Source organism: Alcanivorax sp. VBW004, assembly GCF_009718865.1.
Lineage (GTDB): Bacteria > Pseudomonadota > Gammaproteobacteria > Pseudomonadales > Alcanivoracaceae > Alcanivorax.
The window spans coordinates 2,209,996-2,223,090 of the sequence record NZ_WNHC01000001.1 but is presented as its reverse complement, the minus strand read 5'-3'; the positions used below and the strand labels follow the sequence as shown (position 1 = coordinate 2,223,090).

Sequence of the window (13,095 nt, the reverse complement as noted above, 5' to 3'; positions counted from 1 at the left end):
CCTGTTGCGTGCAGCGTGAAGCGGCCTTTTACGCCCCTTCGTTGATGATCTGCATGGCCATGGTAGCCAACGGCTCGACCAGGGCCCCCACTTCGGCAGCCTGCTTGTTGGAGGCATTGCCGTCTTCAGCCCGTTTCGCCACACCCTGACAGATGGCCGCAAGACGGAAGAAGCTGAACGCCAGGTAAAATTCCCAGTTATCGATATGGGAAATACCCCGGCGTTCGCAATACATGGCCACGTATTCTTTCTCGGTGGGGATACCCAGCGCGGTGCGATCCTTGCCCTGCAGGCCGGCCATCTTGGCGCCACGCTGTGGCATTCGCATGCCCATGCACTGATACGCCAGGTCCGCCAGCGGGTGGCCCAGGGTGGACAACTCCCAGTCCAGCACCGCAATGACTTGCGGTTTTTCCGGATGCCACATCATGTTGTCCAGGCGGTAATCACCGTGCACCAGCGATACCTGGCCATCGTCTTCCGGCTGATTGGCCTGCAGCCATTCAATCAGCGAATCCATGGCTGGAATTCCCTGCAACTTGGAGGCTTCGTACTGCTGGGTCCAGCGGCCGAGCTGGCGCTCAAAATAATTGCCCGGCTTACCGTAATCCGTCAGGCCAACGGCCTCCAGATCCACACTGTGCATGGCCGCCAGCACCCGGTTCATCTCCGAGTACATTTCACCACGCACCGCATTCGCCGCTTCGCCCTCACCCATTTCAGGCAGCCCGGCACTCCACAGGATGCGCCCTTCGCAGAACTCCATCACATAAAACATGGAGCCGATAACATCACGGTCTTCGCACAGGTGCAGCACATTGGGCACCGGTACATCGATGTCCTTCAATGCGGCCATAACACGAAATTCGCGATCCACCGCATGGGCGGACTTGAGCAGTTTGCCCGGCGGCTGACGACGCAGCACATAGGCGCCGGAGGCGGCAGTGATCTTGAAGGTGGGGTTGGACTGACCACCCTCGAACTTGTCCGCTTCGATGGGGCCTTTGAAGCCGTCGATATGCTGCTCTAGGTATTCAGCCAGTTTCTGTGTATCCAGTGTATCCACCTGGGACATGGAGCTCTCCTGTTCTTCTCTGTTCTGCTGCGCTAATAGCAAAGCCCGGAGCGCTGTTAACGCTCCGGGCCAGCACCTGAAATCAGGCGAATTGTTTGGCCATGTTCCGGCCCAGCTGCATCATGTGCACCTGATCCGGGCCATCGGCCAGACGCAGGGTGCGCGCATAGCTGAAGAAGTGAACCAGCGGCGTATCCTGGCTCAGGCCCACGGCACCGTGGATCTGAATCGCCCGATCGATGACATTTAACGCCATATTGGGCGCAATCACCTTGATCATAGCAATCAAATCCTTGGCGTCTTTGTTACCCGCGCGATCCATGGCGTCTGCCGCTTTCAGCGTCAGCAGCCGGGCCTGCTCGATTTCACAGTAGGATTTGGCGATATCTTCGCGCACGGAACCCTGCTTGCTCATGGGCGCACCAAACACTTCACGCTGGTTGACCCGCTTGCACATCAGCTCGAACGCTTCCTGGGCAGCACCAATCAGGCGCATGCAGTGGTGAATCCGGCCCGGACCAAGACGACCTTGAGCGATTTCGAAACCCCGGCCTTCACCCAGAATCATGTTGGCCTTGGGAACACGCACGTTGTCGAAAATCACTTCCGCATGGCCTTCCGGAGCATCGTTGTAACCAAACACCTGCATCGGGCGGACGATGTTCACCCCCGGCGTATTGGTGGGCACCAGAATCTGGGATTGTTGCTGGTGGCGGTTGGGGTTGTCCGGGCTGCTCTTGCCCATGACGATCATGATTTCACAGGTCTTGCGCATGGCCCCGCTGATGTAGAACTTGCGGCCATTGATGACGTAGTCATCACCGTCTTCGGTGATACGCGTCTCAATGTTGGTGGCATCGGAAGACGCCACTTCCGGCTCGGTCATGGCAAAGGCACTGCGAATCCGGCCTTCCAGCAGCGGCTGCAGCCACTCTTTCTTCTGGGCTTCGTTGCCGTATTTGGCCAGCACTTCCATATTCCCGGTATCCGGTGCGGCACAGTTGAACGCCTCGGAAGCGATGCGGCAGCGACCCATTTCTTCCGCCAGCGGGGCATATTCCAGATTGCTCAGGCCGGCGCTGTACTCCCCGTATTCCTTGGGCAGGAACAGGTTCCACAGGCCCTTGGCTTTGGCCTTTTCCTTCAGCTCATCCATGATCGGCGGAGTTTCCCACGGGCTTTTTTCCAGCTGCTCGTGGTACAACCCTTCCACCGGGCGAATTTCGGTGTTGATGAAATCGCGCACCTGGGCGATCAATGTCTGCATTTTTTCTGTGTACTGAAAATCCATGAAGCTCTCCCATTGAAAAATGCGGCACGCAGCACACCTCACGCTACAGGCAAAGGCGCCATCAAGGGTGCTGAATGTCTTTCTTTAATAATAAGTAATCGCCTCGAAGCGGTCCGGACGGTCCAGATGCGGCACGTTATTGAAACTCGCCATGCGCACCACCTTCTGATTGAAAAAGCCGTGGCTCACACTGCTGTTGCGAATCTGCAGATTCAGCTCTACCACCGCATCATCCGACGCCCCCAGTACATGCTTGATAAACATGGCCATGGCTCCGCCGGAGCTGACAATCAGCACCCGGTCCTTGCCGCTGTACTGTTGCTGGATGTGATCGCGAGCGCCGGCAACCCGGTCGGAAAAGCCCTGCCAGGTTTCCGGTAGATCGCCAGTGAGTGTATCCATGCGCCAGTGTTTCATGGCGGTTTTCAGAGCCTTATAGAACGCCGCCACCGGAGCCCCTTCACCGGGCACCTGATCCGGATGCTGCGTCAGATAGGCATCCACCAGCGACTGGAAATCGAATTCGTTAAGCCCCGGCTGAATGTCTTCGGGCAAGGCCACGCCCAGGCCTTCGCAAATGCCGGCCCCGGTTTCCCGGTGACGCACCAGGTCACCGCACACCAGGGCATCAAAGCCCATATCCCGTTCGGCAAAATACTCGCCCAGCCAGCGTGCCTGCTGGTGACCCAGTTCGGAAAGGCGATCGTAATTATCGGTACCGAACGACGCTTGCCCGTGGCGGACAAGATAGAACTGGGTCATGCGCGAATCCTCGTGATCTGAAAAGCGATTGGACCAGACTAGATCAGGGTCTTTAGTTAGTGAAATTGATATTTTGCATCCCGCTCAATAAATTCTATGCATTCCGCAATAACTATTATTCGGAACACTGTTCCGATATCGTCCATGGTTTTCCCTTTCCGGAGATTCGCCATGACGGACCTGACACTCACCAGCGGATTTATTCAAACCCGTGAGCACAACGCCGTGCTGCACGTCACCCTGGATCGCGCTGACAAGCTCAACGCGCTCACCGTCGCCATGTATCAGGACCTCACCGCAGCGGTCCAACACCTGGCAGAACAGGATGACCTGAATGCACTACTTATTACTGCCAAAGGGCGCAGCTACTGCGCGGGCAACGATATCCAGGACTTCCTGCAGGCGGACCCGGCCAGCCGCGACGACGGCAAACTGAGCCCGGCGATGGTGCTCATCCATGCCCTGATGGCTCTGGATAAACCCGTCATCATGGCGGTACAGGGCAACGCCACCGGCATCGGCACCACCATGTTGCTGCACGCCGACCTGGTCATTGCCGCCGATGACGCCCGCTTCCACACCGCCTTTATCAACCTGGGCCTGGTGCCCGAAGCCGGCTCCAGCCTGATTCTTCCCGCCCTGATTGGTCGCCAGAACGCCAACCGTTTGTTGCTCGCGGGGGATACCTTCAGCGCGGAGGAAGCCGAGCGGATGGGACTGATTGCTTATCGGGTGGGCGTGGCCGAGCTGGAGACCAAAGCGCAGGCACTGGCGGATAAACTGGCCGCAAAAACCCCGGCCGCCATCGCCATGACCAAACAGCTGACGCGCCTGAGTGACGCCGCCATCAAGACGCAGATAGAAAAAGAAAGTGTGATGTTTGCCGAGCGCATGTTCAGTGACGACACGCGGGCGATGTTCGCCGGGTTCCTGAAGAAATAAAGCTCATGACGCCATTGAGGGAATGGCAATGGTTTGAGAGTGTTGCCTGATCAATTCACTGCGGGGGGCGCCAGGCGCCTAACGCCCGGTGCCTGAAGCAAACAGCCGAAAAACCTAACTGCTTCTAGCGTCTGGCGTCTGGCTTGATGTCACTTCATCACCCCACGCAGCGACACCTGCACCACTTCGTTGATCAACTCGGTGAGTTGTGCCGGCGTATCGCCCTCGCGGGGGTGGTACCACTGAATCACCGAGTTCATCGCTCCGAACACCGGCTTGATGGACACCCGGGGGCGAACTGCCTGCATGGTGCCATTGCCAATGCCTTCTTCCAGAACGGCCATAAACAATTCTTCACAGCGATTGCGCCGGGCCTGGAGGCGTTCCAGCTGGGCACGCTGCTCCGCTGTGGTGCTACTACGCAATAACATCTGCACCGCTTCCGAGACCGTGCGCTGATAAGGCTGAGTCAGAATGAGGGTGCGCACATAGCTTTCCGCCATGGCGGTAAAACGTTCCGGGGCGGGTAACCCGGATTCAGCAATCGGGGTCAGACCGTCAAACAGCGCATCCATGGCACGGTGGTGAATCTCGAAAAAGAGCTCTGCCTTGGAGCTAAAATAGTGATACACCATGCCCTTGGTGGCAGACAGGCGACGGGCAATATCATCAATACTGGTCGCATTGAATCCCCGCTCCATGAAACACAGCGCGGCCGCGTCGAGAATCGCTTCACGCGGTTCGTTTACCAATGCCTCATTCGGATTCGCCATACTCGTGTCTCCCGTCCTTTCATCCTTGCCTTTTGCCCCCTTCACCCTTCCGCCACGGTGATTTAAAGGAGCCCTGCAACCGCCTTTCTTTGTGTCTGCTCGCTCTTGGGACGGTTTGCGACTGGAGTCTGACATAACTTGATAGAGCCACCATTGACCACACAGGCAAGCCATGACGGATTTCTCGCCCTCCATGGCGCTTTTCACCCTTTACGGCTGATTACGCCGCTCGCATACTGATTCTTTTTAAAACAACATTTTGAAAAGCAGGTCTCGGTAGCCATTATCCGGGCCACCAACGGGAGAGCACCATGAGCAAACAGCAAACCAGCATCGAAGAGCTGCAGGCAAACGTTGGCAAGAACGTTGGCGAATCTCAGTGGCGCACCGTCGACCAACAGCGCATCGACGGCTTTGCCGAGTTGACTGAAGATCCCCAGTGGATCCACACCGACCCGGAACGAGCCGCCAAGGAAAGCCCCTTCGGCGCCACCATCGCCCACGGCTTTTTGTCCCTGTCACTGCTGTCTGCCATGGCCATTGATGTACTGCCCACCATCAAGGGGCAGGTCATGGGCATCAACTACGGTTTCGACAAGGTTCGCTTCATGAACCCGGTCCGCGAAGGCAGCAAAATCCGAGGCTCGTTCACCCTGCTGGAAGTCAAACAGCGCTCCGACAATGAATGGCAACTTCGCCACGGGGTGCAGGTCGAGATCGAAGGGCAGGAAAAACCCGCCTTGATTGCGGAATGGTTGAGCCTGGCAATCGTCAAATAACAGTCGCGAACGACGAGCTGCGAGTAACGAGTAGCGAAAACCAAAGCCCGGGTTCGGCCTTGCTTTCGCTTCTCGTAACTCGGTACTCGCAACTTATCTTCAGGAGTAAAGAAGCATGACAATTCGTTTTGATGATCAGGTGGCCATTGTCACCGGCGCGGGCAACGGCCTGGGCAAATCCCACGCCCTGGAACTGGCTAAACTCGGCGCCAAGGTGGTGGTCAATGATTTCGGGGGGGCCCGCGATGGTAGCGGTGGCTCCAGTGAAGCCGCCGAACAGGTGGTTGCTGAAATCAAGGCCGCCGGTGGCGACGCCATTGCCAATGGCGCGGATGTGTCCAACGTGACCCAGGTTGAGGCCATGGTCAAAGAGGTCATGGATACCTGGGGCCGTATCGACGTGCTGATCAACAACGCCGGCATTCTGCGCGACAAGAGCTTCGTCAAGATGACCCAGGACGACTGGGACAAGGTGGTGGCCGTCCATCTCACCGGCTCACAAATCTGCAGCAAGGCCGTTTGGCCAATCATGCGTGAGCAAGGCTATGGCCGCATCGTGATGACCACCTCCACCTCGGGCCTGTACGGCAACTTCGGCCAGGCAAATTACGGCGCCGCCAAGACCGCTGTCGCCGGGTTGATGAACACCCTGTGCCTGGAAGGTGAAAAGTACAACATCAAGGTGAACTGCATCGCCCCTACCGCCGCCACTCGCATGACCGAAGACCTGATGCCCCCGGAAGTGCTCGCCATGCTGGAGCCGAAGGAAATCACCCCGGCCGTGCTCTTCCTGGCAAGTACGGAAGCGCCCACCCACCGCATTTTGCTGGCCGGTGCCGGTTGCTACGCCATGGTACGTCTGATGGAAAGCGAAGGCGTTTACCTGAGTGACGAAGAGCGTAATGTGGATGGCGTAGCCGCCCACTTTGAACAAATCGGCAACATGGACAACGCCAGCGAAATGATGGCCGGCGGCGACCACGTAACCAAGATTCTGACCATGGCCGCCAAAGCCAAGGGCATCAAGCTGGGTTAAAGAACCGTAGCGAGAGGCGAGTACCGAGTTTCGAAGCACAAAACCGGGCTGCTAACATGTTCTGGTTTCGCCTTTCGAAACTCGGTACTCGTCACTCGCTTCTCACATATTTCAGGCTGCTGCACCCTCCCCTCACAGCAGCCCTTATCTGGACCAGGAGAGAGCAATGACCAGAGAAGCCGTAATCGTATCCACCGCCCGTACCCCCATTGGCAAGGCCTACCGCGGTGCCTTCAACGACACCCAGGCTCAGGCACTGGGTGGTCACGCCATCAAACATGCCGTGGAGCGCGCAGGCATTGATCCTTCCTCCATTCAGGACGTGATCATGGGTGCCGCGCTGCAGCAAGGCAGCACCGGTGGCAACGTGGCCCGCCAGGCGGCCCTGCGCGCCGGCCTGCCCACCAGCGTATCCGGCATGAGCATGGACCGTCAGTGCGCCTCCGGCCTGATGGCCATCGCCACCGCCGCCAAGGAAATCATCGTCGACAACATGGACGTGGCCGTGGCCGGTGGCCTGGAGTCCATCTCCCTGGTGCAGAACGACAAGATGAACACCTTCCGCGCTGCCGATCCGTGGTTGAAAGAAAACCGCCCGGACATCTACATGTCCATGCTGGAAACCGCCGAAATTGTCGCAGACCGTTATAACGTGTCCCGTGACAGCCAGGACGAATATGCCTTCCAGTCACAAATGCGCACCGCTGCCGCCCAGGAAGCCGGCAAGTTTGATGACGAAATCGCCCCCATGACCAGCGTCATGAAAGTGATGAACAAAGAGACCAAGGAAATTTCCGACGTGGAAGTCACCCTGGACAAAGATGAAGGCAACCGCCCGCAGACCACCCTGGAAGGCCTGCAGTCCCTGCAGCCCGTATTCAAGGGTGGCCAACAGGTACAGGAAGGCGGCTTTATTACCGCTGGTAACGCCTCCCAGTTGTCTGACGGCGCCAGCGCCTGCGTACTGATGGACAGCAAGGAAGCCGAGCGCCTGGGCCTGCAACCGCTGGGCGCCTATCGCGGCATGGCCGTCGCTGGCTGTGATCCCGACGAAATGGGTATTGGCCCGGTGTATGCGGTGCCCAAACTGCTCAAGCGTTTCGGCCTCACCGTTGATGACATCGGCCTCTGGGAGCTGAACGAAGCCTTTGCCAGCCAGTGTCTCTACAGCCGTGACAAGCTCGGCATCGATCCGGAAAAATACAACGTCAACGGCGGCGCGATTTCCATTGGCCATCCCTACGGCATGTCCGGTGCCCGCATGACCGGCCACGCACTTATCGAAGGCAAGCGCCGCGGTGTGAAGTATGTGGTCGTGACCATGTGTATCGGTGGCGGCATGGGTGCTGCAGGTCTGTTCGAAGTGTTCTAAACGGAATCGCGCTGATTCTGTTTCCCCTTGGGGGCACCGCCTGGTGCCCCTTTTTTTGCTGCATCACGCATTAGGGAACCTCTCGCACTGTGCAGGACGCGCAACGCCGAATGCCAGACGCGACAACCACACAAACAGGAAATAAAACCCTGCTACAGCGCCGCTGCAAGCGCTCCTCTTGAGGGACGAACCTGGCGAAGCGAGGGGATTTCCAGCAGGCTGACTTCTTTCGCAGATAACGTCGGACGCCTGCCTGATAACCGCTGCCCAACCCTTCCTGCGATGCCTGTGGATCAGCCCTGGCCACCGCAAGCTTGCAAAGTCATCACACGGTACTTCGACGATAAAATTCATCGCGTAGCCATGCCTCCTGAGACCATCGGCAATCTCATTGCGACACGAACCAGCGCCCCCTCCCAACAGAGAACCACCTCACAATCATTAGAAAATGTGTCTACCGGCAAAAAAAATCACCAAAAACGAAACATTCTTTTGCTTGTTACCTGAGGTAACGAACAAGGTTCAAAAGTAAACTTTATATATTCCAGTGTTTCCTTTTCTCGGTTTACACGCAGATATCCTGGTACGCTTGCCCCAAAAAAAGCCAGATCCACCCTCATGACACTCCCCTCCAGCCTCTTTTTGCCCCCTTTGTCGTCTTGACCACATACCAAGCGGTATGTATGAATTGAGCGTGACTTGCCGGTTTTCGGAATCATTGTTCAAAAAAAGAATTTCGTAATCTTCCAAGTCAGGAATTTAACGCCCGATGGGACCGGGCGAGTTTCAGCAGTGCGCTACAACAACGTTCACAACAACAAACGGAATGTCTGCCCGGTTCATCCCCGGTGCAGTGGGAGAGCAAAATAATGCGAAGCAAAGCAATCGCTGTCGGCTACAGCAGCGTCCTGGCCCTGGGCCTGCTGTCAGCTGCCGCCCCGGCCATGGCCGGCGGTGAATACAAGTTCAACGATGACTTCAGTGCCAAATGGAACCTGAAGGCCTCCGTGGGCGCCATCTCCCGGATGGAATCTGCCAGCAAGGAAAACCTGTTCGCCGGTGACACCCCCGGCGGCACCTCAGGCTCTGCGGTCTCCGATGACGGTAACCTGAACTATGACGGTGGCGAAGTGGTTTCCTCCGTGGTCAAGGCCATCGGTGACTTCAACCTGCAGTACAAGAACTACGGCCTCTTCGTACAGGCCAAGACCTGGTACGACTACACCCAGAAGGAAGGCTATGTTCCCCATGGCAACTACCCCAATGAATTCCAGGGGGGAAAGCTGAGCGACGACGGCTTCCATCGCAATTCCCAGTTCCAGGGCGCAACGTTCCAGCAGGTCTTTGCCCACGGCACCTTCCAGGTGAACGAACAACCCCTGAAAGTGGCAGCAGGTCGTAAACTGCTCCTGTGGGGCCGTAGCCTTTATTCACGCGGCTCCTTCAGCTCACTGAATGCGGTCGACCTGGCCGCATTGCACCGCCCCGGGTCGGAATACACGGAATTTCTGACGCCCTCTGGCATGGTCACCGTGGATTACAACTTCACTGACCGCCTGAGCATGAAGTCCTTCTATCAGTATGAGTGGCGTGCGGCGAATCTGGACGGTTGCGGGACCTTTTTCTCTACCCTGGACAACACCGCACTGGGCTGTGATGCCACCTTTTCCAGCTCCGCCGTCATCCCGAACCAGGATGCCTACAACGCCGGTGCCTACATTCCCCGCAGGGATGAAAATGAACCCAAGGACGGCGGCCAGTACGGCCTGAAGTTTGACTACGCGTTCCCGGAATCCAAGGCCAAGATCGGCACCTACTTCTTCAATTATCACAGCCGACTGCCTTACTACTCGGTGACCAAGGAAGACAGCCCGCTTCCCCAGGGCATCACCGCAGGCAACGATATCGCCTACTTCTATGAATACCCGGAAGACATTCAGGTATTCGGCCTCACCGCCGACAAGACCTTTGAAGGCGTGGGCAACCTGGCGCTGAACCTGAGCTACCTGCCGGACATGCCGATCCAGATCAATACCCCGGACATGACCACGGCTCGCGTACTGGAAGCCAACGGCGTTCCCGCTGCGGCAGCTTCAGGGTTCGCGACCATCCCGCAGGGCACCATCGACTACGTCTACAACTCCGGCAGCGAAGTGCACGGCTTTGAGGAGTTTGACATTCAGCGTGCCGAGCTGGCCTTCACCACCATCATCCCCAAGTTGATGGGCGCGCAGAAAACCGTCGTTTCCATGCAGGTGGGCTCGGAATTTATTCCTGATCTACCCAAGCAGGACCAGATGCGCTTCCGTCGCCACACCAACTTTGGTGTCGGCGAACTGGGAGAAGACGGTTATGTCACCGACTTCAGCTGGGGCTATCAGCTGAGCCTGACCTCCACCTACGCCAACGCCATCGGCGCGGTCTCATTGACCCCTGGCCTGACCTTCCAGCACGGTGTTGAGGGTTACTCCAGCGACGACGCCATGCATGAAGACGAGCGTACCGTCGGCGTAAGCCTGGGCATGGCCTACAAACAACTCAGCGCCAACCTGTCCTATACAACCTATAACGACGAAGAGTACAGCGTGGTCGAAGACCGGGATTACCTGTCCCTGAGCACCACCTACAACTTCTAAACGGATAGTGAAACAGCCGGCCACGGCCGGCTTTTCTCAAGAGGATGGAAACCATGAAAAAATTGCAATTTACCCTGGTGGCCCTGTTCGCTGTACTGCTTACTGCCTGTGCCAGCGGCTATCACGACACCAAAGTCATCAGCGCCGAAACCGGCTCCCAGCCTGCACCAAAGGGCCCGTACCAATCCCTGGTGGTTGGCGTGCTGGTCGATCATGAACTGCGTGAACATCTGGAAGATGCCATTGTGGCCAAGTTTGCGGCCATGGGCGTAAAAGCCACCGCAGCTTACACCGTTTATGGCGACAAGGGCGTCGAAGGCAAAAGCCTGGACTACCTGGCCAAGCGCATGAGAGATAACGGTTTTGACAGTGCTCTGGCGATCCATCTGGAAGACCTGACCACGGAAACCACTGAGGTCAAAGGCGATCCAGGCGTGGCCATTCCGGCCAGCGCCGGCATGACCATGACCCCGCAGGTTTACAGCCCGGACTTCTTTATCAACGAAGATATCTACACCGCTCGCCTGGAGCTGTGGGACGTGGAGCAAAAGGCCATCGTCTGGACCGGCAAGACCGTCAGCTTCAACACCGGCGGCTTCAAGGGGCTGGAAAAAGGCGCGGACCACTATGCCAAAACCATTACCGACGCCATTGAGGATGCCAACATCTTCTGATTCTGTTTTCTCCGTCTTGTCTTAAATGTGGATTGTCTCCACCTTCCTCGCCCACTTCGGTGGGCGTTTTTTTTGTCGCTCTGCGACCGCAACATGCTTCACGCTGCATGCATCACGCTAAATCGTCCTGCTGCGCGTGATTGCGGTGGCCACGAAAGCACTACTACCCGCATCCAGAAATAGCCACCGGCTATCGTGCAGTATGACTCCAGCCTCTTGCACCATCCCCGCGCTGCCGCTACTCTTTGACCTTCAATGAAGCGAATTCAAGAGACATGACCATGCACGCAGCACAGCTCAACACACGTACCCTGACTGGCCCAATGGCCGGTATGGCGGTGTCTGCTGCGTCTTATTACGGGTATTGGTTTAGCCGCTCGCGCGCCTGATCAGTACTCAGGCGCGCCCGTTAAGGGACGCCTGCCGAACACATGAAACCCCGGCCGGTAACCCGCCCGGGGTTTTTTATTGCCCAGACAAACAGACAAATGCAACACAGGGACAACACCATGTATCGCTATCGACCGAACCGCCTGACCACCCGATTTAGTCGCTGGCTACGCCAGCGCACCGCCACACAACGATCGACGAATCACGCGCGACGATAACGCGCCGCAGTATTAAGGGAAGATCATGCAACAGGTAAACAGCCAACAGACAGAGAACACCGACAGCCCAATCCACGACCATCAGGCCTCGCCGCGACGCAGCCTGCCGCTGCCCTCGCCCACGGTACTGCGTCAGCGCCTGCCGGTGGATGCCGCACTCGCCGCGCAAATTGAGCACCAGCGCCAGACCATTCGCAACATTCTCAATGGCGAAGACTCCCGCCTGCTGGTGATCACCGGGCCCTGCTCCCTCCACGACCCCCAATCCGCCCTGGAATACGGCCACCGCCTGGCGGAGCTGGCTACGCAGCTGGACGACAAAATCTTCATCGTCATGCGCGCCTACGTGGAAAAGCCCCGTACCACTGTGGGCTGGAAAGGCATGCTCTACGACCCGCATCTGGATGGCAGCAATGACATTGCCACCGGGTTGAATGTGTCTCGCCACCTGCTGCTGGATCTGGCCCGGCTGGGTTTGCCACTCGCCACCGAGCTACTGCACCCCATGGCCGCCGATTACCTGGGCGACCTGCTGAGTTGGGCGGCCATCGGCGCACGCACCACGGAATCGCAGATTCACCGGGAAATGGTCAGTGGCCTGCCCCTGCCAGTGGGGTTCAAGAATGGTACCGATGGCAGCATCGGCGTGGCCTGCGACGCCATGGGCGCGGCCATCCACCCACACACGCATCTGGGCATGGATGAGCACGGTCACAGCGCCCTGCTGCAAACCGCCGGCAATCCGGATACCCACCTGGTGCTCCGCGGCGGCCACGACGGCCCCAACTACGATGCCGCCAGCGTGCAACGCGCCGCCGACGCACTGGAGGCCAAGGGCTGCAACCCGCGACTGATCGTGGACTGCAGCCACGCCAACAGCGGCAAAGACCCGCTGCGCCAGCCAGCGGTGTTACAGGATCTGCTACAGCAGCGTACTCAGGGGCAAACGGCTATCGCCGGGGTGATGCTGGAAAGCCATCTCCACGATGGCAGGCAAGGCCAGGAGAAACCGCTTCAATACGGCCTTTCTATCACCGATGGCTGCCTGGGATGGGACAAAACCCGGTCAGAATTGTGTGCGATTAAGTAAGATGAAACAGGATAAGGCAACCCACACTCCTCCCATTGCGGGAGGGGTGTGACGTGA

At 57.8% G+C, this 13,095-nt stretch carries 11 protein-coding genes; 7 read left to right on the top strand and 4 right to left on the bottom strand.

Translation table 11 applies throughout. The annotated features are described in order from the left end of the window. Nucleotides 1-28 precede the first annotated feature (28 nt). From F1529_RS10185 to F1529_RS10175, 3 genes are all read right to left on the bottom strand, one after another. A complete protein-coding gene (locus tag F1529_RS10185; protein ID WP_155134386.1) occupies nt 29-1,075 on the bottom strand; it encodes a phosphotransferase family protein in 1,047 nt (348 codons plus the stop codon). 82 nt (nt 1,076-1,157) lie between these two features. Next, nucleotides 1,158-2,366, bottom strand: coding sequence for an acyl-CoA dehydrogenase family protein (locus F1529_RS10180; protein ID WP_007150816.1), 1,209 nt, complete (start codon nt 2,364-2,366; stop codon nt 1,158-1,160). 84 nt (nt 2,367-2,450) lie between these two features. After that, a complete protein-coding gene (locus F1529_RS10175) occupies nt 2,451-3,128 on the bottom strand; it encodes a histidine phosphatase family protein (RefSeq protein WP_007150389.1) in 678 nt (225 codons plus the stop codon). 171 nt (nt 3,129-3,299) lie between these two features. Between F1529_RS10175 and F1529_RS10170 the strand changes: the two genes are divergently transcribed. Further along, on the top strand, nt 3,300-4,070 hold the full coding sequence (locus F1529_RS10170; protein ID WP_230457762.1) for an enoyl-CoA hydratase/isomerase family protein: 771 nt from the start codon (nt 3,300-3,302) through the stop codon (nt 4,068-4,070). A 149-nt stretch (nt 4,071-4,219) separates the two neighbouring features. Here the strand turns inward: F1529_RS10170 and F1529_RS10165 are convergent, their stop codons facing one another. Beyond that, on the bottom strand, nt 4,220-4,843 hold the full coding sequence (locus tag F1529_RS10165; RefSeq protein ID WP_155134380.1) for a TetR/AcrR family transcriptional regulator: 624 nt from the start codon (nt 4,841-4,843) through the stop codon (nt 4,220-4,222). A 311-nt stretch (nt 4,844-5,154) separates the two neighbouring features. On the opposite strand from F1529_RS10165, the gene F1529_RS10160 reads away from it, so the two are divergent. The 6 genes from F1529_RS10160 to F1529_RS10135 all read left to right on the top strand — a co-directional run bounded on the left by F1529_RS10160 (nt 5,155) and on the right by F1529_RS10135 (nt 13,038). After that, nucleotides 5,155-5,622 carry a MaoC family dehydratase gene (locus F1529_RS10160; RefSeq protein ID WP_007150247.1) on the top strand — a complete coding sequence of 156 codons (468 nt, stop codon included), beginning with the start codon at nt 5,155-5,157 and terminating at the stop codon, nt 5,620-5,622. Between the two features lie 115 nt (nt 5,623-5,737). Continuing rightward, entirely contained in the window at nt 5,738-6,658 is a 921-nt protein-coding gene (locus tag F1529_RS10155) for an SDR family oxidoreductase (RefSeq protein ID WP_155134377.1), read from the top strand. A gap of 166 nt (nt 6,659-6,824) precedes the next feature. Beyond that, nucleotides 6,825-8,030, top strand: coding sequence for an acetyl-CoA C-acyltransferase (locus F1529_RS10150; RefSeq protein WP_007150936.1), 1,206 nt, complete (start codon nt 6,825-6,827; stop codon nt 8,028-8,030). An 869-nt stretch (nt 8,031-8,899) separates the two neighbouring features. Beyond that, nucleotides 8,900-10,666, top strand: coding sequence for a DUF1302 domain-containing protein (locus F1529_RS10145; protein WP_230457761.1), 1,767 nt, complete (start codon nt 8,900-8,902; stop codon nt 10,664-10,666). 53 nt (nt 10,667-10,719) lie between these two features. Beyond that, nucleotides 10,720-11,340, top strand: a complete 621-nt coding sequence (locus tag F1529_RS10140; RefSeq protein ID WP_230457760.1) for a hypothetical protein — start codon at nt 10,720-10,722, stop codon at nt 11,338-11,340. A 633-nt stretch (nt 11,341-11,973) separates the two neighbouring features. Further along, a complete protein-coding gene (locus tag F1529_RS10135; protein WP_155134371.1) occupies nt 11,974-13,038 on the top strand; it encodes a 3-deoxy-7-phosphoheptulonate synthase in 1,065 nt (354 codons plus the stop codon). The last annotated feature ends 57 nt before the right edge of the window (nt 13,039-13,095 follow it).